The sequence below is a fragment of the Streptomyces qinglanensis genome, from assembly GCF_900111245.1.
Lineage (GTDB): Bacteria > Actinomycetota > Actinomycetes > Streptomycetales > Streptomycetaceae > Streptomyces > Streptomyces qinglanensis.
Genome location: NZ_FOGO01000014.1, coordinates 22333 through 47418 on the forward strand (window position 1 = coordinate 22333; position 25086 = coordinate 47418).

Consider the following 25086-nt stretch of genomic DNA (forward strand, 5'->3'; position numbering starts at 1 on the left):
GCATCTCGCCTCCGGGCGTCTCGACGCCGTGCACCTCGCCTCCGGGCGCGTCGCCTCCGGGCGCGTCGGCGCCGGACCGCTCCGGAACGCTGACACCGTGCGCCCGCCGGGCAAGAATCAGCAGGGGCGGCCGGGCCGGGAAGCCGGCCGCCCGTCAGGGAAAGCGAAAGCCCCTCGGCAGGACGGGCCGGGGACGACCGTCCCGCAGGAGCAGCGCCCGGAGACCGGAGGGCCGACGGGTGGCAGGGGCGGTACGGGTACGACGACGGACAGCCCTCCGGCCGGTCCCGCCGACAGGCACCCCGCCGACAGGCGCCGGGACGGCCGCCGACCAGAGCGTGAAGAGGCCCGAGGAGGCCGGTGTGCGAAGCACCATGCAGGACATCCCGCTGACCGTGAACCGACTCCTCGTGCACGGCGCGTTCGCGCACGGGACCGCCCGGGTGACCACCTGGACGGGGACCACGGGTGGTGCCGAACCCGACCGTCGTACGTTCCTCGACACGGGCGTCCGCGCCGTGCAGCTCGCCGCCGCCCTGCACGACGACTTCGGGGTCGCGCCCGGGGACACCGTCGCCACGCTGATGGCCAACACCGCCGACCACCTGGAGGCGTATCTGGCCGTCCCCTCGATGGGCGCCGTCCTGCACACCCTCGACCCGTGGCTGCCCGCCGACCAGCTCGTCGCGGCTGCGGTGCGCGGCGACGCGCGTGTGCTGATCACCGACCCGACGGGGCTCGCGCCGCTGGCCTCCGTGCTGCCCCGGCTCGGTCACCTGCGGCATGTGATCGTCGCGGGTGGCAACGACTCCGCGGCCGTCGTCAGCGGCGGTACCGCCTACGGCGCCGAGGTCCACGACTACGAGGAGCTGATCACCGACCGGCGCAGTCACTACGACTGGCCCGCGGTCGACGAGCGCGACGCGGCGGTGCTCTGCCACGCCGCGTCCGAGGACGGCACCGCGCCACGCGGAGTCGCCTACAGCCACCGCGCCCTCTACCTGCACGCCCTCCAGGCGCAGACCCCGCAGGCGTACGGCATCGGCGAGGACGATCTGGTGCTGCCCGTCGTGCCGATGTCCCGGATGCTGGCCTGGGGGCTCCCCTACGCCGCGTTCGCCGGCGGCGCCTCGCTGCTGCTGCCCGGCACCTACGACCAGCCCGCGCCGCTCGCCGAGATGGCAGAGCGGGAGCGGCCCACGCTCGCGGTCGCCGACCCGGCCGTGTGGGACGGCATGCTGGAGGAGTTGGCCGCCCACCCCCGTGACCTGTCCTCGCTGCGGGAGGCCGTGGTGGTCGGTGGGCCCGGCGCGGAGCCCGGCGGGACGCTGCTGGCGCAGGAGCTGCGCTGGCGGCACGGCATCAGCGCGGCGGCGGCCTGGGGAGCGCCCGAGACGCTCTCCCCGGCGTGCGTGGCCCGGCCCGCCGCCGGCCACTACCGCTTCCCCGCCTCGGTCGAATACGGCGTCACCGGGCCCGACCAGCGGCCGCTGCCCTGGGACGGGCAGTCCGAGGGCGAGCTGCTGCTGCGCGGCCCGTGGATCACCGCCTCCTACGTCGAGGACGCGGCGCCGCTGCACGAGGGCTGGCTGCGCACCGGCGAGACGGCGGCGATCACCCCGGACGGCCGCGTCGCGATGAAGCCCCCCGAGGCACCCTCGGCGGAGGGCCGGTAGCGCCGCCGGGAGCCGCCGTCCGCGCGGGCACCGGCGGGTGTGCGCCCTTTCCCGGGTGCGGGCCGGCCCCGGGCACCGGCCCTGCCCCGTCACCCGGACCGGCCCGGACCAACCTGGACTGCCCCGGACGGCCCCGGACCGGCCCCGCTGCCCCCGCCGGGGCCCACTGCCGCTCGTCTACACCTCGTCCGGCTCCTCGGCGTTACCCGCGCTGCCCGCACTCCCGGTGCCCTCCGGGTCCGGGGCAGCCAGCAGGTCGACCGAGTCCATGATCCGGTAGGCGTATCCCTGCTCGGCGAGGAAGCGCTGGCGGTGGGCGGCGAAGTCCTGGTCGATGGTGTCGCGGGCGACCACCGAGTAGAAGCGGGCCTCGTGCCCGTCCGCCTTCGGCCGCAGCACCCGGCCCAGCCGCTGGGCCTCCTCCTGCCGGGAGCCGAAGGTCCCGGAGACCTGTACGGCCACGGTCGCCTCGGGCAGATCGACGGAGAAGTTGGCGACCTTCGAGACGACCAGGCAGTTCAGCTCGCCCGCGCGGAACGCGTCGAAGAGCTTCTCGCGCTGCGCGTTGGTGGTGTCGCCCTTGATGACCGGCGCCCCGATGTGCTCGCCCAGCTCGTCGAGCTGGTCGATGTACTGGCCGATGACCAGCGTCTGCTGGCCCGCGTGGCGGCGCACCAGCGCCTCGGTCACCCGGCGCTTGCTGTCGGTGGTCGCGCAGAACCGGTACTTCTCCTCCGGCTCGGCCGTCGCGTAGGCCAGCCGTTCGGAGTCGGTGAGGCTGACGCGGACCTCGACGCAGTCCGCGGGGGCGATGTAGCCCTGGTTCTCGATCTCCTTCCAGGGCGCGTCGAACCGCTTGGGGCCGATGAGCGAGAACACGTCCGACTCGCGCCCGTCCTCCCGCACCAGCGTCGCCGTCAGCCCGAGGCGGCGGCGGGCCTGGAGGTCGGCGGTGAACTTGAAGACCGGTGCGGGCAGCAGGTGCACCTCGTCGTAGACGATCAGGCCCCAGTCGCGGGAGTCGAACAGCTCCAGATGCGGGTAGACACCCTTCCGCTTCGTGGTGATCACCTGGTAGGTGGCGATGGTGACGGGGCGGATCTCCTTCCGCGTCCCGCTGTACTCGCCGATCTCGTCCTCGGTCAGCGAGGTGCGCCGCACCAGCTCGTGCTTCCACTGGCGGGCCGAGACCGTGTTGGTGACCAGGATCAGCGTCGTCGCCTGCGCCTTGGCCATCGCACCGGCGCCCACCAGCGTCTTACCGGCACCGCAGGGCAGGACGACGACACCGGACCCGCCGTGCCAGAAGCCCTCGACGGCCTGCTGCTGGTAGGGGCGCAGCGACCAGTCCTCTTCCTCCAGCGCGATGGGGTGCGCCTCGCCGTCCACGTACCCGGCCAGGTCCTCGGCGGGCCAGCCCAGCTTCAGCAGTACCTGCTTGATCTGCCCGCGCTCGGACGGGTGCACGGCCACGGTGTCCGGGTCGATCCGCTCGCCCACCAGCGGCTGGATCTTCTTCGAGCGCAGCACCTCCTCCAGCACCGGCCGGTCGGTGCTCGTCAGCACCAGGCCGTGCGTGGGGTGCTTGCTGAGCGAGAGCCTGCCGTACCGGGCCATCGTCTCGGCGATGTCCACCAGCAGCGCGTGCGGCACCGGGTAGCGCGCGTACTCCACCAGCGCGTCCACCACCTGCTCGGCGTCGTGCCCGGCGGCCCGCGCGTTCCACAGCCCCAGCGGCGTCACCCGGTAGGTGTGCATGTGCTCCGGAGCCCGCTCCAGCTCCGCGAACGGCGCGATGGCCCTCCGGCACGCCTCGGCCAGCTCGTGATCGACTTCGAGCAGCAGCGTCTTGTCGCTCTGCACGATCAGGGGGCCACCGTTCACGCGTCACCCTTTCGACGTTCCGGTTCTGCGGGCCAAACGTCCAGTGTGCCTCAGCCCGGCGACGGACCGTCCCGTCGTGCGGCGCAGCTCACCCGCCGAGCACGGGATGCCCGCGCCCGGCCCCTGCTCCCGTCTCCGGTGGCGGTCAGCTCTCCGCCACCTCCGCGACGCCGGTGATGCGGTGCAGGGGGTAGGTGCGGACCTCCTCCGCGGTGTGGTCGTAGCCGGTGACGAAGCCGCCCTCGACCTTCACGGGGGCGATGACGCGCTGCGAGGCGGCGCCGTCGGCGTTGACGTAGCCGATCCACACCGGTGTGCCGGAGAGGGTGGCGGACTGCATCGTGGCGAGGGTCTCGGCCATGACGGTGCGCGGCGGGCCGCCCTCGGGGGGTGCGGCGGCGGGGGCCTTCGGTTTGTGGGTCAGGGTGGCGGCGTGGTCGCCGGCCCGGATGGCGCGGACGGCGGCCGCCAGCAGCGACCCGTCGGGCGGGGGCGGGCCCTCCGGCACCGGCTCGGGCGGGGTGCGGGGCGGTGCGCGGTGCGCGTCCGGGCGCGCCAGCAGCACATCGCCCTCGGCGGACTCGGCCGCGGGTGCGTATCCGGCCTCCCGCAGTTTGGCCAGGAGCTGGTCCGGCGGCGCGGGCGAGGCCAGCACCGTGGGGGCGAGCCGGCGCAGCCGCAGTGGTGCCGAGCGGCGGTCGGCGAGGAGTTCGGTGAGCAGGGCGTCGTCGTCGCAGCGCACGTACGAGGAGGCGGCCCCCACCCGGACCTGTCCGTGGCGGCGGGCCACGTCGTCGACCAGGTAGGTCAGCGGCTGCGGCACCGGCGTACTGGAGTGCTCGGCCAGGAAGGCGTGCAGGTCGGCGGCGGTCCGCCCGGTGTCCAGGGCGCGGCGCACCGAACCGGGCGTGAAGCGGTAGACCGTGGCGCCGCCCTTGGACTCCACGTCCGCCAGCACGGCCAGGAACGCCGCGAGCTCGCGCTCCAGCGGCCCCGGTGCCACGGCGGTCAGGTCCGCCTGCAGCAGGACTTCGGTCAGGGGTTCGGGGAGGTGCGGGGCGAGCTTCGCGGCGACGGCCCGCACGGCCTCGCCGGTGGCCCCGGGAGCTCGGTGCGCTGCCCCGCCGTCCTGCTCCGCGACCAGCAGGGGGCGTACGTAGGAGGCGAGGGCGCCCCGGCCGGTCACCCCCAAGGTCTCCGCCTCGTCCAGGGCCCAGTCCAGCAGCCGGGACCGCAACTGCCGTCCACCGTCGGCTTCGCCCGCTCCGGCTGCCGCGCCCGAAGGCTGTCCCGGCTGCTGTGTCGGCTGCTGTCCCGGTGGCTGTCCGGCGGGCTGGGCCGCTCGGGCCGCCGCCCGGTTGCCGAGCAGGGGGCGTTCCCAGCACAGCCGGTCGCGCAGCGTGTCCCGGTCCGGGGCCGAACCGGGCGCCAGTCCGGCGAGCCGGGCGAGGGCGCGCTGCCGCACCTCGGGTGCCGGGCCGCGGTCCAGTCCGGGGCCCAGCGGCGCCAGGTTCCGGCCCCGCGGGTCCCGCTCGCCCACCAGCCCGGCCGTGCGGGTGGCCGCGTACCAGGCCGCGGCGAGCGCCGCCCACCGCTCGGCGGGCGCGGCGCGGAGCCAGTCGTCGTAGGCAGGGGTCGGCGCGTACACCTCGTCGGCCTCGCCGTCCGAGGCCACCAGCCCCGCCACGTACGCCAGCTCGATCCAGCCCGCGGCGGCCGGTTCGGACACATCCAGCGCGGCGGCGGTCCGCTTCAGGTCGCGGACGCCCAGTCCGCCCGCGCGCAGCACCGGCGGCGGCTCCGCCTCCCAGAGCCCCAGCAGCTCCTCGACGGCCGCCACCGCCGCCATCGCCTGCCCGGCCGCCGTGGCGTCCACGGTCGCCGGCTCGTAGCTGCGGGCCGGCGCGACCTGCGGCGCGGTCGGCTCCAGCACCCGGTGCGCCCGGCCGCCGCGCAGGTGCAGAGCGACCTCCCGCGGCAGGACGACACTGCCGGGCGCGCCGGGGCCGCCGCCCGGCTCGGCGCCGGTCGGCACCAGCAGGGCGCGGTCCAGCAGCCAGCGGACCGCCGGTGGCGGTGCCTCCAGGTCGACCGTGCCGTAGGGCGGCCCCCACTCCAGCTTCCGCAGCACCGCCTCGGCCCCCGCGGGGGCCGAGGCGAGCAGTTCCGCCATCCGGCCGGGGTCGTCGAACAGCGCCGTCAGCGCGGCCAGCGCGCTGACCGGGTCGTGTGTCCCCGCCAGTCCCGCCGCGGCCAGCATCTCCTGCAGCCGGGACGGTGCGGGCTTGGCCGGTCCGGCCGCCGCCACCGCCTCCGCGAGCGTGGGTCCCAGGCCGGTGGGCGAGGGCGAGGTGAGCAGTTCCCGCGCGGTGCGGACGAGCCGCGGCCGCTCCGGAGGGCCCCACACCAGGGCGCGGGCCCGCAGCTCGGCGAGCGCCGGGCGCAGCCGCGCGGCCGCCTCCGCACCGGGGAGCAGCCGGGCCAGCGGCGCCTCGGCCGCGGCCGCGCCCTCCCGGGGCACCGCCCCGTGCGGCGGGGGAGCGCCGGGAGCTACCGCCAGCGCTTCGGCCGTCTGCAGCGTGAACCGGTCCAGGTGCTCCAGCGCGCGGACGACGGAGGCGCGGGTGCCCGCCCGGGTGGCGAGCTGGGTGAGGTCGCCCGGAACGGGGGAGAGGAGGTCGGGGCGGGCACGCAGCAGCGCGGCGAGCGCGCTGTCGTCCCGTGCGCGGAGGTCCTCCGCGAGGGTGCGGGGCCCGGACGACGCTGACGCTCCCGGAGCCGCGTCCGGCTGTGAGGAAGAGCCCCCGTTGTGCTCACTGCTCATCCTCCCCACGGTAGCGGCACGCGGCGGCACCCCCGCCCCGAGCGCCCGTCGGCCCTCCGCCTCGGAGCGTCCCTCGCCGTCGGCCCGGGCGGGTCCCTTCGCGGGTCGGCCCCGGCGGGCCGAAGGGCGCCGGGGTGCCCGGGGCGCTTCGCGGGTGCTGCCAGGTGGGCACCGCTGCGCGGGTGCGGGCCCGCGGGCGTCCGGAGACGGCGTCCTCGGGCCGGACCGGGACGTTCCGCCGAACGGCGGGCGCCGCACCGGCCGGTACTCCCTTCCGGGCGGGTTTGCGCGGTACCGTCTGTGCGGAGGGCTGGAAGGGCTTGAAGGGCTAGTGGGCTGCGGGGACTTGGTGGGGATCGAGAGCGATCGGCTTGTCTTCGACTATCTGAGCCGGGTCGGCGACCTGGCGCACAGTACGCGGATGACCGCTGCCGAACGGGCCAAGCTCGTCGGCGGGTTGCGCGGCGAGATCGACCGGGCGCGGGCCGCGGAAGGCGGCGCGGTGACCAAGGCCGCCGTGCGGAAGATCCTGGACCGGTTCGGTCGCCCCGAGGACGTGGTGGCCTCGGCGAGCGGCGGTGAGGTCCCCCGGCGCGCAGCGCCGACGCCGTCCGAGGCGGCGGCGGACGGCGGGAGCGGTGCGGGCCCGCAGGTGCCGCGGACCTCCGGAGCGGAGCGGTCGGCGCCGTCCCTGCCCGCCCAGCGCACCGGCGGCGGAACCCCCACCGCCGCCTTCGGCGCCTCCTCGCCGCACCTGGCGAGCCTCGACGAGTTGGGCCCCGAGGACTCCGACCCCGACTGGTGGCGGGTCGACCCCAGTCCGTTCGGCACCGGCCCCGGCGGCACCAACGCCGTGGCGGCCGGGGAACCGGTGCCGGGCTTCGTGGGCGGGATCGAACTGCCGGAGGTCCTCAAGCCCCCGCCGGGGGACGCCCCGGAGGCGCCGGGCGCGCCCGCGCCGGCCGGGCAGGTCCCGGTGGCCCCGCAGGGGGCTCCGCCCGCCGAGCCGGCTCCGGCGACGGCCCCCGGGCTGGGCGCGGCCGTGCTGCTGCGGCGGCGGCTGCGCGGCAAGGGCGGCGGCGCCGGGCGGGGCGGCGTGGTCGAGTGGGCCGCCGTGGTGCTGCTGGTGGCCGGCGCCGTGGTCGGTTCCCTCGTCCCGCTGGCACTGGGATGGCTGGCTGCCTGGTGGTCGCCCAAGCTGAGCAGCAACGAGGGCAAGTGGGCGGCCCTGGGCATGCCCGGCCTGGTGGTGGCAGGTACGGGGGTGTGGTTGTGGGGCCGGGCGGACGGCCGGTGGGGCGAACCGCTCGCCGAGGGCAGCGAGGCCCTGAGCGGAGCGATCGGTGACGCCTTTCCGGTGCTGCTGCGCCTGGCTGCGGTCGCCAGTGCCCTCTACCTGGTGTGGCGCTCCCGGCGGTCGGCACCGGAGTGAGAGCCCCGCACGCCGCACGCGTGGGCGCGGACGGCCGAGCCTGCGCGGGACGGCTGCTCCGCGGCTGAGCAGCCCTGCGCGGAACCGTCGTTCCACGGGACGGCTGCTCACCGGACGGCTGCTCACCCGACGGCTGTTGCGCCGGACGGCTGCTCCGCGGGCCGGGGCAGCCGCCCGCGAGGTGTCCGCGCGCCGGTCAGCCGTCCCTACCGCACAGGGCGTGGTCGACCAGCTTCCGGGTGGCGGCGTTGAGCCGTTCCTGGTCGGGGAGGCCGCCGTCGCTGGTGATCGAGACGGTGACCGCGCGGCGGCCGTCCTCGGTGACCCCGGTGCGGGTGTAGGAACCGAAGCCGTCGCCCTCGTGGTGCCGGTAACGTCCCCCGCAGGAGAGCGGGTTGTCGCGCAGGCCGAGGCCGTAGCCGCCCTCGGGCCAGGCGGCGAGGTCCTCGGGGTCGTCGGTCCGCTCCACCGTCTCCTTCATCTGGGCGAGCCGGTCCCGGGGCAGCAGCTTGCCGGTCATCAGGGCGCGGAAGAAGGTGTCGAGGTCCCGGGTGGTGCTGATGACGGCGGAGTCGGCACCGTGCTGGAGGCTGTGCTCGGTCACGTCGAGCGGCTTGCCGTCCTTGCCCGGTATCGGCAGGGCGACCCGGGCGTGCGGGCCGGGCATGAACGGGTTCGCACCGGTGACGCGGGTGCCGCGGAGGCCCAGCGGTGCGATCACGCGGTGTTCGACCTGCTCGCGCCAGGGGAGCCCGCCCGCCTTCTCGGCGATCAGCCCGGCCAGCAGGTAGTTGGTGTTCGAGTACGCCCAGCGCGGGGTGCCGCCGGGACGCGGGGTGAACAGCGGCCGGTGGCGCATCGCGACGGCCACGTAGGAGGCCGCCGGGGTGGCGTCGTGACGGTGGGTGTCGAAGTCCCGCAGCGCCCCGGCCAGTTCCGGGTCCTCGACGTAGTCGTACAGCCCGCTCGTCTGCCGCAGCAGGTCGCGGACCGTGATCCGGGACCCGTCGTTGCCGTTCCCCGCGACCATGCCGGGCAGCCACTTCTCCACCGTGTCGTCCAGGGACAGCTTCCCCTCGTCGGCGAGCTGGAGCAGGACGACGGAGGTGAAGGTCTTGGTGGTGCTGGCCGCGCGGAAGCGGGCGTTCCACGGTACGGGTCTGCCGGAACCGGCGCGGGCCCGCACCCTGGTGCGGCCGTCGCGCACCTCGGCCAGCACCTTGACCTTGCCGCCGCCCGCCGTGCGGACGGCCGCCACGTCCTGCCGCAGCACCTTGCGGCCGGCGCCCGGCCGGTCGCCGCCGTGCCCCCGGTCCGGCCCGTCCCCGGCGCCGGCCGCCCCCGCGTACTGGGCTCCGGTGAGCCCGACGAGCACCGCCACCGTCAGCGCGGCGGTTCCCCTGCGAGTCGTCCGTGTACGGATGCGCATCGTCCGTCCCCCTTGTCCTGCGGCCGCCCGAGTCGGCCGCCGGGCGGGTCCGTCGCCCGCCCGGAGATCAGGCAACCAGCGGGGGAGGCGGCGTACGAGGGCGCTGGGACCCGGCCGCGGGGTGGTGCCGGCACCACCCCGGCCGCCCGCGGGGGCGTTCCGGCGGCGGGGCGGTCCGCGGTGCGGGGACGTGTGCGCGGTGGGCCGTTCAGCGGCGTCGGCCGACGAGGGACGCCATCCCGAAGGTGCCGCCCCCGGCGGCGGCGAGCCCGAGCAGTGCGATGCCGCCCTTGAGGCCCTTCCACCAGAACTCGGCCGGGGCACCGGGCTCGTTCTCCATCATCGACTCGAACACCTCGCTGCCGCCCGCGTTGAGGATCACGAACACGAAGCCGTTGGTGGTGCCCAGGAAGACCGCGGCCATGGCGAACAGGGAGGGGACCACGTACGCGGCGGGGTTGGGCCCGCCCACCTTGCCGGCCACGCCGCCCACGAGCAGGGCGAGCGCCAGCGCGAAGACCACGTACATGATCCGCAGCCCGACCTTCGAGAGGTCCTCGTAGCTGGCGAGGAGCAGGACGGCGAACACCGTCGCCCCGGCGCCGGAGATGAGCCAGCCGAACAGGAACGCCTTGACCCCGCTGCCGCGGCGCTGCGGCGGGAAGCCGGGCCCGCCGGGGTGGTACGGATAGCCGGGCTGCATGGGCTGCATCGGCTGCATGGACGGCGCGGGCGGCATCGGCTGCATCGGCTGTTGCGGCGGCCAGGGCTGACTCATCGTTCCCCCGTGTGTGAAGCGTCGGCCGAGGTGCGCGAAGCGGCGTCGGCCGAGCTGAGCTCTGAGCGCCCAAAATACCCAAGGCGCCCGGGCGCGGAAGTCCCTGGGCGGCAGGAGAGTCCGAGGCGTTCCCCGTCGGTTACTCTTCCGCTCCAGTGCACCGAGACTGTCATGAACCCGCAACGGACACGACGTCAGCACGGTCTTCAGTACAAGCTTGGACAGGGCTGTCCAGTCCACGCGCTCACGCACACCGGGGGATCACATGCGCACACGCCGCGCCATCGGCGCCGCCAGTCTCGTCCTCGCCAGTACGGCCGTCCTCGCGGGCTGCGCCGACGACCCGAAGGACAAGGCGTTCGGCGGCCTGGGGGATCTGGACGACATGCCGTCGGCACCGTCCGCGCCCTCGTTCCCCTCGCCCTCCGACAGCCCCGGACTCAGCTCGGGCGGCGGCTACAGCGGAGGTTCCGGCAGCGGGTCCGACTCCGGTGGCCTGACCGGCGGCAGCAGCCCCACGCCCACGGTGTCCGCGCCGCCGACCTACAACCCGAGCGCGGTCGGCGAGGTCGACGGCGAGAGCTGCGACTACTCCCGGTCGAGCGGCCGGATCACCTACCAGGTGAAGATCCAGAACGCCTCCGCGGACCAGGCGTTCCGCTACAGCTTCAGCGTCCGGTTCAAGGTGGGTTCCTCGCCGAGCTCCACGATCGCGACCCGGACCGTCGGCACCGCCTTCAAGACCGTGACGGTCCGCGGCGGTGCCGACCGCACGGTCTCGGTGCACGCCTCGTACTCCAACAACCAGCGGTTCGTGTACTCCTGCCAGGTCACCACCGCCAGCAAGTCCCCGACCTCGTCCTGACCCGTCGGCCGTGAGCCGTCGGCCGTGAGCCGTGACCCGTGACCCGTGACCCGTGCCCCGTCGGCGGCGAGCCGTGAGCCGTGGGCCCCAGGGCTGCGGACGGCGAGCTGCGGGCCGTGGGGCTGCGGACCGCGAGCTGCGGGCCGTGCCGGTCGGGTCCGGCCGTGCCCCCACCGGACGGTCGGACCGGGTACCCCGCGGGCAGGGGCGGGCAGGAGCGCAGAAGCGCGGGCCGGGCACAATGACCGGCATGGATACGCCCGTCCCGCCACCCGCCCCGGCGCCGCGCACCCGGCCCGGCCCCACCGTGGGCTTCGATCTCGACATGACGCTGATCGACTCCCGCCCCGGTATCCACGCCACCTGGCGGCGGCTGGCGGCCGAGACGGGCGTACGCATCGACGCGGACCTGGTCGTCACCCGGCTCGGCCCGCCGCTCGCCCAGGAACTGGCGTACTGGTTCCCCGAGGAGGAGATCCCGGCGATGGCGGCGCGCTACCGGGCGCTCTACCCGGACCACGCCATCGCGCCGACCACCGCGCTGCCGGGCGCCCGCGAAGCGCTCGACGCCGTACGGGCCGCGGGGGGCCGCACGCTGGTCGTCACCGCCAAGCACCGGCCCAGTGCCGCGCTGCATCTGGACCACCTCGGCCTCGCCCCCGACGTGCTGGTCGGCGAGCTGTGGGCGGAGGGCAAGGCGGAGGCGCTGACCGCGCACGGGGCCGCCGCCTACGTGGGCGACCACGTGGGCGATGTGCGGGGCGCGCGGACGGCGGGCGCGCGGTCCGTGGCGGTCGCCACCGGGCCCTGCCCCGAGGCCGAGCTGGCCGCGGCGGGCGCCGATGTGGTGCTGCCGGACCTGACGGCCTTCCCGGCCTGGCTCGCCGCGTTCACCCGCGGGGAGGCGACCGGCGGCCGACCGCCGCGCCCCTCGGGCGCCGGGCGCCGGTGAGGTGACCCCGGCCTGCGGACTGCCGTCGTCCGGCGGTCGGGCCGGCGTCAGGAGTGCCGGGCGGTGCCGACATGCCCCGCGGAGTCAGCGGTGCAGACATGCCCCGCGGAGTCAGACGTGCCCTGCGGTGCCGGACGCGTGCCTTGCGGTGTCAGACGTGCCCTGCGGCCCGGCGCCGCTGCGCCACCGCGGTGCGTACCACCCCGGCGGCTGCCAGCAGGAACCCGAGGCCCATCAGCATGCAGACGAAGTACGCGGGTGCCGGGAACGGGTCGGTGCCCAGGAACAGCGGGGCGACCGTGACCAGCGTGGCCAGCGCGCCGACCAGAAAGACGATTCCGCCGATACGCACGAGAAGATCACCGGCGGTCGGAGTTTCAGTGTTCACCCACACAGGGTAGGTCCGGGAGCGAGTGCTCACCCAGCGGGCACTCGGGCCGCCCGGAGCCTTCCCGGCCGGGAGCCACCCGGCGGCACCCCGCCTCCGGTGGCACCTTGCCACGGCGCCCCGGGCCATTAACCTTGGTGGCGGCGGGTCCTACGGCCCGCCCGACTGCTGTTCCGGGGGATCGGGGGTCGGGTACGGGGAAGATCTCGGGGCGTGGACACCGCCCCGACGCAGCAGGACCAGCCAGTTTCCAGCAGCCGCAGCCCGGTGCATCCGGACGAGTACGAGGACGAGGACAGACGTGCCTACCGGCAAGGTCAAGTGGTTCAACAGCGAGAAGGGCTTCGGCTTTCTCTCCCGCGACGACGGCGGCGACGTCTTCGTGCACTCGTCGGTGCTCCCGGACGGCGTCGAGGCGCTCAAACCGGGCCAGCGGGTGGAGTTCGGCGTCGTCGCCGGGCAGCGCGGCGACCAGGCGCTCTCCGTCACCCTGCTGGACCCGGCACCCTCCGTGGCGGCGGCGCAGCGTCGCAAGCCGGACGAGCTGGCCTCCATCGTGCAGGATCTGACGACGCTGCTGGACGGCGTCTCCCAGTCACTGGAGCGCGGCCGCTACCCCGACAAGCAGCACGGCCGGAAGATCGCGGGCATGCTGCGCGCCGTCGCCGACCAGCTCGACGTCTGACCGGGCGGTCCCGGACCGTCCCGAGCGGTCCCGGACGGCCGTGAGCGGCCCCGGGTGCGGACCCGCCGGGTGCTGACCCCGCGCCCGGCCCGCGCCCGGCCCCGCGGCGGCCTCGCGGAGCAGCTCCGGAGGAGCCGCCCCGCCGGGCAGCTCCGCGGGAACCGCCCCGCCGAACCGCTTCACGGGAAGGCCAGCGCCTCCGGCGCCACGGGCGGTACGAGCCCTTCGGCCGCGGCCCGTTCGAGCAGCCCGCGCACGGCGGCGTAGCCGTCCGCACCCAGTTCCGCGGTGAACTCGTTGACGTACAGGCCGATGTGCTGCTCGGCCACCGCCGGGTCCATCTCCTGCGCGTGCTCCAGCACATACGGCCGGGAGGCCGCGGGGTCCTGCCAGGCCGCCCGCACCGAGGCGCTGATCGTCGCGGCCAGTGCGCGCAGCGTCGGCGCGCCCAGCGACCGCTTCGCGATGATCGCGCCCAGCGGGATCGGCAGCCCGGTCGTGGCCTCCCAGTACTCGCCCAGGTCGGCGAGGCTGTGCAGCCCGTAGTCCTGGTAGGTGAACCGTGCCTCGTGGATGACCAGGCCCGCGTCCACCTTGCCGTCCCGCACCGCGGGCATGATCTCGTGGAACGGCAGCACCACGATCTCGCCCACGCCGCCGGGCACCTCGGCCGCTGCCCACAGCCGGAAGAGCAGATACGCCGTCGACCGCTCGCTCGGCACCGCCACCCGCCTGCCGCTCAGCGCCGCGGCGCCCGTCGCGCCGGGGCCTTCCGCGGCTCCGGGCAGGGTGAGCACGAGCGGCCCGCAGCCCCGGCCCAGCGCCCCGCCGCAGGGCAGCAGCGCGTACTCCTCCAGCACCCAGGGCAGGACCGCGTAGGAGACCTTCAGCGCGTCCAGTTCGCCCCGCTCGGCCATGCCGTTGGTGACGTCGATGTCCGCGAACGTCACCTCGGGCGGCACCGCGTCCGGCAGCCGCCCGTGCACCCAGGCGTCGAAGACGAACGTGTCGTTGGGGCAGGGCGAGAAGGCGAGGGAGAGCGGCGCTGCTATGGCGTTCGTGTCCATGGGGAAGCCCTTCTGTGCGGGGCCGGGAGCCGGCCCGGGCGGTGCCGGGAGTCCTGCGGTGCGGTGCCGGGGGCCTGCGGGTCCTGCGGTGCTGGTGAGTGCTAGGCGACCAGCTTGCCGAAGGCGGCGGTGAGTGCGGCCAGCGCGTCCGGGATGCGCCAGGCCGCCCGGTCCCGGGGGCCGACGGCGTTGGAGACGGTACGGAGTTCGAGCACCGGAAGCGCGATGCCGCGGGCCGCCGCGTGCGCCGCCGCGGCCTGCGCGACGCCGAAGCCCTCCATCGCTTCCGCTGCCGCGTCCGGATGCCGGGCCAGCAGCTCCTCGGCGCGCTCCCGGGTGCCGGTGACCGTGGAGACGCTGAGCACCGCACCGGTGCGGGCGCCGGTCGCCTCGGCCGCTGCCCGCACCGGGTGCGGGGGCGGGGTGTGCTCGGCGGTGCCGAACCCCAGCTCCGCCACCGAGGCGAAGCCGTCCGGGGTCCGGGCGCCCAGGTCGGCGGCGACGATGCGGTCGGCGAGCACGGTGTCACCGATCTGCACGCCGTGCGCGGCGAAGCCGCCGGCGATGCCGGTCGCCACCACCAGGTCGTAGGGGTGTGCCCGCTCGGCGGCGGTCACCAGCGCGGTCGCGGTCGCCGCCGCGGCCGCGGCCGGACCCACCCCGCCCGCGAGCACGTCGAACTGCGGGGCGCCGCCGGTGGCGGCGAGGACGGCCTCGCGTTCCGCGGGGACCGCCGCGACCACCAGCACGCGCCGGTACGCCGACAGCGCCGACAGCACTGCACCGCCTCCTGGGTGGATGGATCGCCGTGAGCCGTGCCCCGGAGCGGCGCCGGTGGCCTTCCGGGGCGGTCGGGCGGGGACGGCTGCCTACTCGCCCGCCGTGTTCTTCAGGGTGAAGTGCCAGACGCCCTTGAAGTCGCCGCCGGAGGTCTGCACGAGGGTCAGGTTGATGCTCTTCTTCGGGCCCGTGGGCTTCTCACCCGGCTGCTGGGACCGAGGCTGGAAGAACACCTCGCCCACGAAGGAGTAGTAGGTCTTCTTCAGCGTCTCGGAGAGCATCGGCTCGCCGTCGGCGAAGATCTGCCAGCCCGCGTCGGCCGTCTCCGGGGGAACGCCGAGCCGGACCTTCTCGGCCGCGTCGACGGAGATCGTCTTGCTGGGTGCCTTGCTCAGGCACTTGCGCAGCTCGTCCTTCGGGATGGTCTTGCCGTCGTTGTAGCAGGATGCCTCGGCGGAGACCGAGTCACCGCCGACCGTCGCGGTGGCCATGGGGCGCGGCTGCTCGCACCCGCTGAGGGCGACGAGGCCGAGCGAGGCGGCACCGAAGGCGGCGGCGGTGCGCACGCCCCGCCGCGACTGTGACGACATGCGGCCCTGCCGCGCGAGCTTGCTCATGCGGGCAGGCTATCGGGCCCGTACCGCTGTGCGACGTGGGGGTACGGCGTGCCGCGCGTCTTGCGGCACACCTGTCCGGGTGCCGGTCGGTTGCCGGAGCCGCGTGCCGGGTGCCGGGGGCGTCAGGCGACCCGGGGGCGGGCCGCTCCGCGCCGGGCCGCACCCAGCAGACCGCGGACGGCGGTGAGCACCCCCGTGGCGACCACGGCGGCCGCGACCGCCATCCCCAGCCACCCCACCAGCGGCAGTGCCATGGCCAGGGCGCCGCCGACGACCCAGGACATCTGCATCAGCGTCTCGGAGCGCGCGAAGGCCGAGGTGCGGACCTCCTCGGGGACGTCGCGCTGGATGAGCGCGTCCAGCGACAGCTTGCCGAGGGCCTGCACGATCCCGGCGGTGGCGGCGAGGACCGTCACCGTGACGGTGCCGTACAGCGCGGCGGCGGCGACCGCCGCCGCGAGGGCGCAGAACAGTACGCAGGTGATGATCACCTCGGGGCCGCGGGCCCGCAGCCAGGCGCCGATGGCGGTACCCAGCGCGTTGCCGCCGCCCGCCGCGACACCGGCCAGGCCGAGTGAGACGGCGGCACCCCACCCGTCGAACGGGTGCTCGCGGAGCAGGAAGGCGAGGAAGAAGGTGAGGAACCCCGAGAGGGCGCGCAGCGCGGAGTTCGCGAACAGCGCGCTGAGCACCGAGGCGCCGACGGTACGCAGCCCCGGACGCGAGCGCTGCTCCCGGGCGGACCGCTCCGGAGCGGTCCGCCCCGCACCGTCCGGCTCCTCGCTGGATCGCTCATGACCGGAGTGCTCCCCGGCGGACTGCTCCGGGCCTGGCTGCGGCTGTGCCGCGGGCCGGTGTCCCCCCGGTGCGCCGCCGGGTACCGGCAGTACCGCGGCCGCCGGGGCCAGCCGCGCCGGGCGTTCGCCCTTGGCGGAGTCGACCTTGGGGGCGAGCGAGAAGGACAGGAAGGTCCCGACGAGGAAGACCGCGCAGGCGGCGTACAGCGGCCAGCGCTCGCCCAGCAGATGCAGCCCGGCGCCGGCCGGTGCCGCCAGGCCGGTGGCGAGCAACCCGGCCAGCGTCACCCGGGAGTTGGCCTTGACCAGGGAGATCCGCGGGGGGAGCAGCCGCGGCACCACGGCGGAGCGGATGACCCCGTACGCCTTGGAGGAGACCAGTACCCCCAGCGCCGCCGGATAGAGCTCCAGCCCACCGGTCGCCACGGCGCCCGCCATGGTCAGCGCCAGCAGCGCCCTGGCCAGCATCGCCGCGGCCATCGCGGCCCGCCGTCCGTGCGGGACGCGGTCCAGCAGCGGGCCGATGACCGGCGCGAGGAGCGCGAACGGCGCCATCGTCACCGCCAGGTACAGCGCCACCCGGCCGCGGGCCTCGCCGGTGGGGACCGAGAAGAAGACGGTGGAGGCGAGCGCCACCGTGATGAGCATGTCGCCCGCGGAGTTGACCGCGTGCAGTTCGATCAGTTTGCCGAGCCCGGACTCGCCCGCGCCCTCCGCGTGCGTGGCGCGCCGGACGCGGCGGGCCAGCGCGGCCGGGGGGCGGCGCAGCGCGCGCGCCACCCGTCCCATGGCGTTGGGTTCGCCGCGTGTGCGGGGTTTGCCGGGCTTGTCGACAGGCACGCCGTCAGTGTGCCCCGAAACACGCCGTTCAGTTCCCCCCTTCTCGCCGCTTCTCTCCTCCGTCCGGGGCGCCTCCGGTCCGCTCCCGGGCCGCCTCCGGTCCGCTTCCCGGGTCCTCGGGCCGTCCCCGGCGAGGGCGGGGAAGGCTGGCTGCGGATTCTTCGGGTGACCCCGTGGGGTAGCGTGGGTGAACGGTGCGCACCGTAGGGCCTTTGAGCGCGGGCGCGGACGTCGCAGCGGCCATCCGGTGCCGCTCCGTCCCCGACCCCGCCCCTCCACTCGTGGCCGTACGGGCAGCGCACGCCGACAACGGCGCGACGGCGTAGGAGAGACGATTCTTGTGAGTGCTGCATGAGTGCCGCGACGCGGAGTACGAGCCGTGGCGCGCGGAGTCGGCGCGCCCCCGACAGACTGTGTGCCGAGGCCGTGGAGCAGGCCAGGGCCGCGGCCGAGGAAGCGGCGGCGCCCGGTTCCGTCGGCCCGTGGCTGGAGGCGGTCGCCGACCCGGGCGCGGACCGGGTGGTCACCCACCTCTTCGAGGCGCAGGAACCCGGGTACCGGGGCTGGCGCTGGGCGGTGACCGTGGCGCGGGCCTCCCGCGCCAAGAACGTCACCGTCGACGAGTCCGTGCTGATGCCGGGCCCGGACGCGCTGCTGGCCCCCGAGTGGGTGCCCTGGAGCGAGCGGCTGCGCCCCGGCGATCTGGGCCCCGGCGACCTGCTGCCGACCGACGCCGAGGACCTGAGGCTGGAGCCCGGCTACTCGGGTGCGGACGAGCCGCCCTCCGACTCGCCCGTCGCCGACGAGCAGCCCGAAGCCCGGGGCCCCTCCCGTGCCACCATCGGCGGGGTCGCCGAGGAGATCGGCATGGAGCGCCCGCGGGTGCTCTCCCGGTACGGGCTGCACGCGGCGGCCGACCGCTGGGAGGAGTCCTACGGCCCCAAGACGCCGATGGCACAGGCGGCCCCGGCCAACTGCATGAGCTGCGGCTTCCTGGTGCCGCTGGCGGGCTCGCTGCGGCAGGCGTTCGGAGTCTGCGCCAACGAGTACAGCCCCGCCGACGGCCACGTCGTCTCCCTCGGCTTCGGCTGCGGCGGGCACTCGGAGGCGGCCGTCATGCCCCGCACCCCCCAGCCGCCGCCCCCCGTCGTCGACGAGACCGTGGCCGATCCGTTCGGTCTGGGGCGCGAGTCGGACCCGTCCCCGGACGAGCCCGCGCCGCAGGGGGAGCAGGGCTGAGACAGCCCTTCCGCCGCCCCGCCGTACGGCTCCGGGGCGTGGACCCGGGCCGGTCCCGGGCCACCCGCTGCCGGCCGGCCGGCAGTCGTCCGGCCGCTGGTCAGCAGCCGTCCGGCCGTCGGTCAGCACTCGGCCGGCCGCCGGTCGGCGGCGGTGCCGCCGGGGCGGCCGGGGCTCTGACGCGGAGCGGGGTCCGCGCCCGTGTGCCGTAACCTTCCCTCTCGCCGCTGGGGCGGCGGGTCCGCCCGCCCCTCCGCGAACGGGGGAGCGGGACAAGCGGGACAAGGGGACGGGATGCGAGTGCCGAGGAGGCCGGTGGCGTGAAGGACACGTTCGGAACCGAGGGGTTGCGCCGGAGCGTGCTGGACGCCTGGACGGCGTCCGCGGCCCGGTTCCGGGAGGACGCCAACGCCGAGCAGGACCTGGCGCTGGGCGGCTACCGGGACCGGCTGGTCGTGGAACTGGCGCAGAACGCCGCGGACGCCGCGGCCCGCGCCGGTGCGGACGGCCGGCTCCGGCTGGTCCTGGCGGACGGCACGCTGACCGCCGCCAACACCGGGCAGCCGCTGGACGCCGCAGGTGTCGAGTCGCTCTCGACGCTGCGTGCCTCCGCCAAGCGGGACGCCGCCGACGAGGGCGCGGTGGGCCGCTTCGGCGTCGGCTTCTCCGCCGTACTCGCCGTCAGCGACGAACCCGCCGTGGTCACCCGCGCCGCAGCCGCGCCGGACACCGCCGAGGGCGTGCGCTGGTCGCTGGCCGAGGCCCGCGAACTGACCCGGCGGGCGGCCGCCGCCGAGCCCGGACTCGCGGCCGAACTCGACCGGCGCGAGGGGCAGGTACCGCTGCTGCGGCTGCCGCTGCCCGCGCCGTACGACGCCTCCGTCGTCCCGGCGGGCTACGACACCGCCGTCCTGCTCCCGCTGCGGGACGAGGCGGCCGAGTCGCTGGCCCGGCGGCTGCTGGCCGCCGTGGACGACGCGCTGCTGCTGGCGCTGCCCGGACTCGCCGAGGTCGTCATCGAGACCGGCGACGGCCAGGTCCGCACTCTGACCCGGCATCAGGAGGGCCCCTACGTCCGGATCGAGGACTCCGCCGCGGGTGCCACCCGGTGGCGGCTGGCGGGCGACAGCGGCCTGGCCGGGCCCGAGCTGCTGGCCGACCGGCCGGTCGAGGAGCGTGCCCGGCCCGGCTGGACGGTGACCTGGGCGGTGCCGGTGGACGCCGAGGGCGCGCCCCGCAAGCCGCGTACCGCCGCCTGCCTGCACGCGCCGACGCCCACCGACGAGCCGCTGGGCTTCCCGGCGCTGCTGCTGGCCTCCTTCCCGCTGGAGCCGACCCGGCGCCATGTGGCGCCCGGCCCGCTGACCCGCTTCCTGCTGGCCCGCGCCGCCGACGCCTACGCCGCGCTGCTGCGCGACTGGCGGCCGGTGGCCACCAGCACCGTGGATCTGGTGCCCGGGCCGCTGGGCGCGGGCGAGTTGGACGGCGAGCTGCGCGCCCTGGTGCTGGAGCGGCTGCCGGAGGTCCCGTTCCTGGCGAGCGCGGTCTCCCGCGGCGGTGCCGGGGAGGAACCCGGGGAGGGGCTGGAGGAGGTTCCCGGTCCGGACGAGCCGTACGCGCTGCGCCCCCGCGACGCCGAGATCGTCGAGGGCGCGGGCGCGGCGACGGTCGAGGTGCTGGCCGAGCTGTTCCCCGGCCTGTTGCCCGCCGGGCTCGAACGCCGCACCGAGCTGCGGATGCTGGAGGTCCCGCGCGTCCCGCTGGGCGAGGCCGTGGACCGGCTCACCGGCGTCGAGCGGGAGCCGGACTGGTGGTGGCGGCTCTACGGCTCGCTCGCGGGCGTCGACCCCGAGCGGCTGACTGGCCTGCCGGTGCCGCTGGCCGACGGCCGCACGGCGGTCGGGCCCCGGCATGTGCTGCTGCCGCAGCCGGACGGTGCCGTGCCACCCGAGCGGCTGGCCCGGCTCGGGCTGAAGGCCGCCCATCCGGACGCCGTGCACCCGCTGCTGGAGAAGCTGGGCGCCACGCCCGCCACTCCGCGTGCCGTGCTGACGACCCCGCAGGTGCGGGCCGCGGTCGCGGGCTCGCTGGAGGCGGAGGAGGCGTGGGACGACGGAGCGGAAGCCGCCGGTCCGGACCCCGACGAACTCGCCGAGACCGTCCTCGGTCTCGTCCGCGACGCGCACCTCGCGCCCGGCGACGAGCCGTGGCTGGGCGCGCTCGCGCTGCCCGACGAGGACGGCGAGCCCGCGCCCGCCGCCGAACTGGTCTACCCCGGCTCCGCTTTCGCACGGGTGCTGCGCGAGGGCGAACTGGCGGCGTGCGACGCGGAGCTGGCCGAGCGCTGGGGCGAGCAGCCGCTGACGGCGGTCGGGGTCCAGGCGGACTTCGCGCTGGTGCGGGCCGAGGACGTGGTGCTCGACCCGGACGGCTTCGAACCCCGCGAGGGCGACTACCCGGAGCCGGACGACCCCGGGCTGCTGGATGCCGTGGACGTCTGGTGCGAGGACGTGCTGGACCAGGTGGCGGCGGACGGCGGTGGCGAAGCCGCACTGGCGGTGCCGCCGGTCGCGGTCGAGTTCCTGGCCGTGCGCGATCTGGACCTGGTGGACGACGCGCACTGGCCCGAGGCTCTGGCGATGCTGGCCCGGCCGCCGCTGCGGGACGCGCTGACGGCCCCGGTGCGGGTACGGCTGGGCGACGGCACGGTCACCGACGTCCGCCCCTACACCGCCTGGTGGCTGCGCGGCCACCCGGTCCTGGACGGCCGCCGCCCGGCGGGGCTGCGCGCTGCCGGGGGCGATCCGCTGCTGCGGGGCCTGTACGAGGAGGCCGACCCGGGGGAGGTCACCGACGAGCGGGTGCTGCGCGCGCTCGGCGTCCGTACGACGGCTGCGGCCCTGCTCGCGGAACCGGGCGGCCCGGCGGAGCTGCTGCGCAGGCTGGCCGATCCGGCCTGCCCCGTCGACCCGGCCCAACTCCACGGGCTGCACACTCTGCTGGCCGCCGCGGGCCTGGACCCCGCCGAGGTCACGTTGCCCGAGGAGCTGCGCGCCGTGCGCGCGGGCGGCACCGCCGTCGTGGACGCCGCCGAGGCGCTGGTCGCGGACGCACCCGACACCCTCCCCCTGGTGGGGGAGCGGCCGCTGCTGCCGGTGGCGCCGCAGTACGCCGCGGAGCTGGCCGCGCTCCTGGAGGTGCGGTCGGCGGGGGAGGCGGCCGCCGGGCTGGTACCTGAGGAGGCGGGGACCGAGCGCGAGGTGCCCGCCGCCGTACGGGAGCTGCTGCCCGGCGCTCCGGAGTACTACCGCGAGCACGAGGAGCTGCGGATCGCGGGCGTCGAACTGGACTGGCGCCGCACCCCTGACGGCACCCTGCACGTGGCCACCCTGGAGGGGCTGGCCTCCGCGCTGGCCTGGGCGGCCGGAGCCTGGCCGCGCCGGTTCGAGGTCACCGCCCTGCTGGAGGACCCCGAGCGGGCGGCGGAACTGGCGGCGGCGCGCTGGTTCGACTGAGCGCCGCGCCGGCTGCCGGACGGCCCGCGGCCTCCGGCAGCCGTGGTCGTGGTGCGGTGTGCCCCTCCAACGGGTGCGCCCGGCCGACTGAGACGGGGTCCGGGGTGCGGTTCGCGGGGTAACGATGTGCTCGCTTCCGCACCCGATCCAAGGAGAGCCCATGCCCGTCTGCGAGGTCTGCGACAACGACTACCCGCACACGTTCGAAGTCCGTGCGGCGGGGCAGGTGCACGTCTTCGACTGCCTGGAGTGCGCCGCGCACAAGATGGCACCCGTGTGCGAGAACTGCGGCTGCCGCATCCTGGGCCACGGCATGGAGTCGGAGGGGCACTACTACTGCTGTGCGCACTGCGCCCGTGCGCAGGGGCGCACCGAGCTGGCCGACAGCGCGCCGTGAGCCCGGCGGCGTGCCGCGCCCGCCCGTCCTGAACCCGCGGGCGCGGCACGCCGCGGCACCTCAGCCGGGGAGCGCCGCGGCCACCCGGCGCCACGCCACCTCCAGCAGGACACCCGCCAGCGCGGCCACCCCCACCGCCGTCCAGGGCACTGCCGCGCCGACCAGGTTCAGCGCGAAGAAGCGCTGCAGCGGCGGTGCGGCCAGGACGAGCAGGAAGGCTGCCCCCATCGTCAGCACCAGCGCCACCCGCCACCAGGTCCAGGGCCGCGCCACGATGGCCAGCACCCACATGGCGACCAGGAACAGCGTCAGGGTCGCGGCGCTGGTCTCGGCGGTGAGCGAGCCGGGCCCGCTGTAGTGGTGCCGGGCCAGCAGATAGGTGCCGAAGGTGGCCGCGCTCGCGATGAGTCCGGACGGCACCGCGTAGTGCAGCACGCGCCGCACGAAGTGCGGCCTGGCGCGCTCCCGGTTGGGCGCCAGTGCCAGGAAGAAGGCGGGGATGCCGATGGTGAGCGAGGACAGCAGGGTCAGATGGCGGGGCAGGAACGGGTAGGGGACCTGCCAGCAGACGACCAGCAGCGCCAGCAGGACCGAGTAGACGGTCTTGGTGAGGAACAGGGTGGCGACCCGCTCGATGTTGCCGATGACCCGGCGGCCTTCGGCGACCACCGACGGCAGGGTGGCGAAGCTGTCGTCCAGCAGCACGATCTGGGCGACCGCCTTGGTCGCCTCCGAGCCCGAGCCCATGCACACGCCGATGTCGGCGTCCTTGAGCGCGAGCACGTCGTTGACGCCGTCCCCGGTCATCGCCACGGTGTGTCCGGCCGCCTGGAGGTCGCCGACCATCTCCTGCTTCTGCTGCGGGCTGACCCGGCCGAAGACGGTACCGCCGGACACCTGCCGGGTCCGCTCGGGCCGGTCCGCGGGCAGCGCGCGGGCGTCGAGGGGGAGTTCGGCCCCGGGCAGACCCAGCTTCGCGGCGACGGCGCCCACCGAGACCGCGTTGTCGCCGGAGATCACCTTGGTGGCCACGTGCTGCTCGGCGAAGTAGCCGAGCGTCTCGGCGGCGTCCGGGCGCAGCCGCTGTTCGAGGACGACGAGCGCGGCGGGCCGGGCTTCGGGCGGGCCGCCGTCCGCCGCTTCCAGCCCGCGGTCCGCCGCTTCCGGCCCGCCGGGTGCCGTCGGCCCGTCCGGCCCGCCGGATGCCTGGGCCAGCAGCAGCACCCGCAGGCCCTCGCGGTCCAGCCGGGCCGCCTCGGCGAGCGCCCGGTCGCCGTCCGCGAGCAGCACGTCGGGTGCCCCCAGCAGCCAGGTGCTGTGCTCTCCACCGGGTTCGGCGAAGGCGGCGCCGCTGTACTTGCGTGCCGAGGAGAACGGCAGCGTGGCGGTGGTCCGCCAGCTTCCGGCGCCGTCCGGCAGCGGCGGATACGCCTCGACGATCGCCCGGAGGCTGGCGTTCGGGTGCGGTTCGGCGCCGCCGAGGGCCCGCAGCACCTGGGCGATCCGCGCGGAGTCGGTCCCGTCCAGCGGCCGCACTTCCGCGACGTCCATGCCGCCCTCGGTGAGGGTGCCCGTCTTGTCCAGGCAGACGACGCTCACCCGCGCCAGACCCTCGATGGCGGGCAGCTCCTGGACCAGGCAGTGCTTGCGGCCCAGCCGGACGACGCCGATGGCGAAGGCCACGGAGGTCAGCAGCACCAGTCCTTCCGGCACCATCGGCACGATGCCGGCCACCATGCGGCGGACGGCTTCCGCGGGGTCGCTGTGCTCGACCACGAGCTGACTGAGGATCAGTCCGACCGCGGCCGGGGCCATCATCCAGGTGATGTACTTCAGCAGGGTGCTGATGCCGCCGCGCAGCTCGGAGCGGACGAGGGTGAAGCGGCCGGCCTCCTCGGCGAGCCGCGCCGCGTACGCCGCGCCGCCCACCTCGGTCGCGGTGAAGGCGCCGCTGCCCGCGACCACGAAGCTGCCGGACATGACCTGGTCGCCGGGGTGTTTGAGCACCGGGTCGGCCTCCCCGGTGAGCAGCGACTCGTCCACCTCCAGGCCGTCGGCCTCCGCGAGCTCGCCGTCGACCACGCACTTGTCGCCGGGCCGCAGCTCCACCAGGTCGCCGAGGACGATCCGCTCGGTGGGGACCTCGGTGCTCCGGCCGTCGCGCCGCACCCGGGGCCGGGTCTCACCGAGGACGGCGAGGCTCTCCAGGGTCCGCTTGGCCCGCAGCTCCTGGACGATGCCGATGCCGGTGTTGGCGATGATCACGAAGCCGAAGAGGCTGTCCTGGATCGGCCCGACGATCAGGATGGTCAGGAAGAGCACGCCGATGATCGCGTTGAACCGGGTGAAGACGTTGGCGCGCACGATGTCGGCGGCCGACCTGCTGTTGCGCGGCGGGACGGCGTTGACCTCCCCGCGTGCGATCCGTGCCGCCACTTCGGCGCCGGTGAGCCCCTGCGGACGGGCCTCGGCGCTCACCGGGCCGCCGGCCCGGCGGGGCGCACCTCGGCTCCCGGACCACCCATCCCGCCTCCCTGTCCGTCGCGGCGGCACTCCTCGGCCCGCTACCGGTGACCGTCCGGTCGCGGGCCCCGTCGCCGAGGCTAGGCACCCGGTCCCGCCGAGCGGGGGACGGACACAGCGGGTCAGCCGTCCTGGGTCTCCTGGGACGCTGCTTGGCGGATGGCCTTCTCGCGGGCCCGGACGTACCAGATCCCCACGCAGCCCAGCGCGGCACCGGCTGCGCAGGTCCACAGCCACCAGGTGTGGTCGTGGTCGGCGAACCAGCCGTAGAAGGGGAGCTGCACCAGGAACAGGGCGAGCCACAGCAGCGTGCCGGTGACGACGGTGGCGACGACGTTGCCCTCCAGCGGCTCGGGCGCCTCGCGCTCGCCGTTGGTCCACCTGTCCATGAGGCTCAT

At 75.8% G+C, this 25086-nt stretch carries 19 protein-coding genes; 8 read left to right on the plus strand and 11 right to left on the minus strand.

Features of this window, described 5'->3' with window-relative positions; translation table 11 throughout:
• Positions 1-362: 362 nt before the first annotated feature.
• Complete coding sequence (locus BMX65_RS24950) at positions 363-1676, plus strand: AMP-binding protein (protein WP_239502306.1); 1314 nt, start codon at positions 363-365, stop codon at positions 1674-1676.
• A gap of 177 nt (positions 1677-1853) precedes the next feature.
• Here the strand turns inward: BMX65_RS24950 and BMX65_RS24955 are convergent, their stop codons facing one another.
• Positions 1854-3560, minus strand: a complete 1707-nt coding sequence (locus BMX65_RS24955) for a DNA repair helicase XPB (RefSeq protein ID WP_075002613.1) — start codon at positions 3558-3560, stop codon at positions 1854-1856.
• Between the two features lie 145 nt (positions 3561-3705).
• On the minus strand, positions 3706-6384 hold the full coding sequence (locus BMX65_RS24960) for a helicase-associated domain-containing protein (protein WP_075002614.1): 2679 nt from the start codon (positions 6382-6384) through the stop codon (positions 3706-3708).
• A gap of 349 nt (positions 6385-6733) precedes the next feature.
• On the opposite strand from BMX65_RS24960, the gene BMX65_RS24965 reads away from it, so the two are divergent.
• Positions 6734-7816: a hypothetical protein gene (locus BMX65_RS24965; RefSeq protein ID WP_075002732.1), complete on the plus strand. Its 1083-nt coding sequence runs from the start codon at positions 6734-6736 to the stop codon at positions 7814-7816.
• A gap of 196 nt (positions 7817-8012) precedes the next feature.
• Here the strand turns inward: BMX65_RS24965 and BMX65_RS24970 are convergent, their stop codons facing one another.
• Both BMX65_RS24970 and BMX65_RS24975 read right to left on the minus strand, forming a co-directional pair.
• The gene (locus BMX65_RS24970; RefSeq protein ID WP_075002615.1) at positions 8013-9245 is read right to left on the minus strand and encodes a serine hydrolase domain-containing protein; all 1233 of its coding nucleotides are present in this window, start codon (positions 9243-9245) and stop codon (positions 8013-8015) included.
• A gap of 208 nt (positions 9246-9453) precedes the next feature.
• Positions 9454-10023: a hypothetical protein gene (locus BMX65_RS24975; protein WP_143081885.1), complete on the minus strand. Its 570-nt coding sequence runs from the start codon at positions 10021-10023 to the stop codon at positions 9454-9456.
• Between the two features lie 265 nt (positions 10024-10288).
• On the opposite strand from BMX65_RS24975, the gene BMX65_RS24980 reads away from it, so the two are divergent.
• A complete protein-coding gene (locus BMX65_RS24980; protein ID WP_075002617.1) occupies positions 10289-10888 on the plus strand; it encodes a hypothetical protein in 600 nt (199 codons plus the stop codon).
• Positions 10889-11138: 250 nt separating this feature from the next.
• Positions 11139-11840: an HAD family hydrolase gene (locus tag BMX65_RS24985; RefSeq protein WP_075002733.1), complete on the plus strand. Its 702-nt coding sequence runs from the start codon at positions 11139-11141 to the stop codon at positions 11838-11840.
• Positions 11841-11991: 151 nt separating this feature from the next.
• Here BMX65_RS24985 and BMX65_RS24990 read toward each other — a convergent pair whose 3' ends face one another.
• Positions 11992-12228, minus strand: coding sequence for a hypothetical protein (locus BMX65_RS24990; protein ID WP_075002734.1), 237 nt, complete (start codon positions 12226-12228; stop codon positions 11992-11994).
• A gap of 301 nt (positions 12229-12529) precedes the next feature.
• Here BMX65_RS24990 and BMX65_RS34010 point away from each other — a divergent pair, with 301 nt between their 5' ends.
• Positions 12530-12913: a cold-shock protein gene (locus BMX65_RS34010; RefSeq protein ID WP_019357479.1), complete on the plus strand. Its 384-nt coding sequence runs from the start codon at positions 12530-12532 to the stop codon at positions 12911-12913.
• A 179-nt stretch (positions 12914-13092) separates the two neighbouring features.
• On the opposite strand, the gene BMX65_RS25000 is transcribed toward BMX65_RS34010, so the two are convergent.
• From BMX65_RS25000 to BMX65_RS25015, 4 genes are all read right to left on the minus strand, one after another.
• Entirely contained in the window at positions 13093-13980 is an 888-nt protein-coding gene (locus tag BMX65_RS25000) for a 1,4-dihydroxy-6-naphtoate synthase (protein ID WP_075002618.1), read from the minus strand.
• A 101-nt stretch (positions 13981-14081) separates the two neighbouring features.
• Positions 14082-14759, minus strand: coding sequence for a futalosine hydrolase (locus BMX65_RS25005; RefSeq protein WP_079172063.1), 678 nt, complete (start codon positions 14757-14759; stop codon positions 14082-14084).
• Positions 14760-14849: 90 nt separating this feature from the next.
• Positions 14850-15377 (minus strand): DUF2771 domain-containing protein, encoded by a 528-nt coding sequence (locus BMX65_RS25010; protein WP_079172064.1) that lies wholly within the window; start codon positions 15375-15377, stop codon positions 14850-14852.
• A gap of 122 nt (positions 15378-15499) precedes the next feature.
• Positions 15500-16963 carry an MFS transporter gene (locus BMX65_RS25015; protein ID WP_075002737.1) on the minus strand — a complete coding sequence of 488 codons (1464 nt, stop codon included), beginning with the start codon at positions 16961-16963 and terminating at the stop codon, positions 15500-15502.
• Between the two features lie 402 nt (positions 16964-17365).
• Between BMX65_RS25015 and BMX65_RS25020 the strand changes: the two genes are divergently transcribed.
• The 3 genes from BMX65_RS25020 (at position 17366) to BMX65_RS25030 (ending at position 22165) form a co-directional block, all read left to right on the plus strand.
• Positions 17366-18253 carry a DUF3027 domain-containing protein gene (locus BMX65_RS25020; protein WP_075002619.1) on the plus strand — a complete coding sequence of 296 codons (888 nt, stop codon included), beginning with the start codon at positions 17366-17368 and terminating at the stop codon, positions 18251-18253.
• 320 nt (positions 18254-18573) lie between these two features.
• On the plus strand, positions 18574-21768 hold the full coding sequence (locus BMX65_RS25025; protein WP_075002620.1) for a sacsin N-terminal ATP-binding-like domain-containing protein: 3195 nt from the start codon (positions 18574-18576) through the stop codon (positions 21766-21768).
• A gap of 160 nt (positions 21769-21928) precedes the next feature.
• Positions 21929-22165 carry a hypothetical protein gene (locus BMX65_RS25030; protein WP_019357472.1) on the plus strand — a complete coding sequence of 79 codons (237 nt, stop codon included), beginning with the start codon at positions 21929-21931 and terminating at the stop codon, positions 22163-22165.
• A 60-nt stretch (positions 22166-22225) separates the two neighbouring features.
• Here BMX65_RS25030 and BMX65_RS25035 read toward each other — a convergent pair whose 3' ends face one another.
• Positions 22226-24643, minus strand: coding sequence for an HAD-IC family P-type ATPase (locus BMX65_RS25035; RefSeq protein ID WP_107437570.1), 2418 nt, complete (start codon positions 24641-24643; stop codon positions 22226-22228).
• A 167-nt stretch (positions 24644-24810) separates the two neighbouring features.
• Positions 24811-25077: a DUF2530 domain-containing protein gene (locus BMX65_RS25040; RefSeq protein WP_075002738.1), complete on the minus strand. Its 267-nt coding sequence runs from the start codon at positions 25075-25077 to the stop codon at positions 24811-24813.
• Positions 25078-25086: the final 9 nt, after the last annotated feature.

What these genes read in the sequence shown, in the direction of transcription:
- BMX65_RS24960 (WP_075002614.1), bottom strand. Translation starts at nt 6,384, where the DNA reads ATGAGCAGTGAGCACAACGGGGGCTCTTCCTCACAGCCGGACGCGGCT.
- BMX65_RS24970 (WP_075002615.1), bottom strand. Translation starts at nt 9,245, where the DNA reads ATGCGCATCCGTACACGGACGACTCGCAGGGGAACCGCCGCGCTGACG.
- BMX65_RS24975 (WP_143081885.1), bottom strand. Translation starts at nt 10,023, where the DNA reads ATGAGTCAGCCCTGGCCGCCGCAACAGCCGATGCAGCCGATGCCGCCC.
- BMX65_RS24980 (WP_075002617.1), top strand. Translation starts at nt 10,289, where the DNA reads ATGCGCACACGCCGCGCCATCGGCGCCGCCAGTCTCGTCCTCGCCAGT.
- BMX65_RS24985 (WP_075002733.1), top strand. Translation starts at nt 11,139, where the DNA reads ATGGATACGCCCGTCCCGCCACCCGCCCCGGCGCCGCGCACCCGGCCC.
- BMX65_RS25000 (WP_075002618.1), bottom strand. Translation starts at nt 13,980, where the DNA reads ATGGACACGAACGCCATAGCAGCGCCGCTCTCCCTCGCCTTCTCGCCC.
- BMX65_RS25010 (WP_079172064.1), bottom strand. Translation starts at nt 15,377, where the DNA reads ATGAGCAAGCTCGCGCGGCAGGGCCGCATGTCGTCACAGTCGCGGCGG.
- BMX65_RS25015 (WP_075002737.1), bottom strand. Translation starts at nt 16,963, where the DNA reads ATGGGACGGGTGGCGCGCGCGCTGCGCCGCCCCCCGGCCGCGCTGGCC.
- BMX65_RS25020 (WP_075002619.1), top strand. Translation starts at nt 17,366, where the DNA reads ATGAGTGCCGCGACGCGGAGTACGAGCCGTGGCGCGCGGAGTCGGCGC.
- BMX65_RS25030 (WP_019357472.1), top strand. Translation starts at nt 21,929, where the DNA reads ATGCCCGTCTGCGAGGTCTGCGACAACGACTACCCGCACACGTTCGAA.
- BMX65_RS25040 (WP_075002738.1), bottom strand. Translation starts at nt 25,077, where the DNA reads ATGGACAGGTGGACCAACGGCGAGCGCGAGGCGCCCGAGCCGCTGGAG.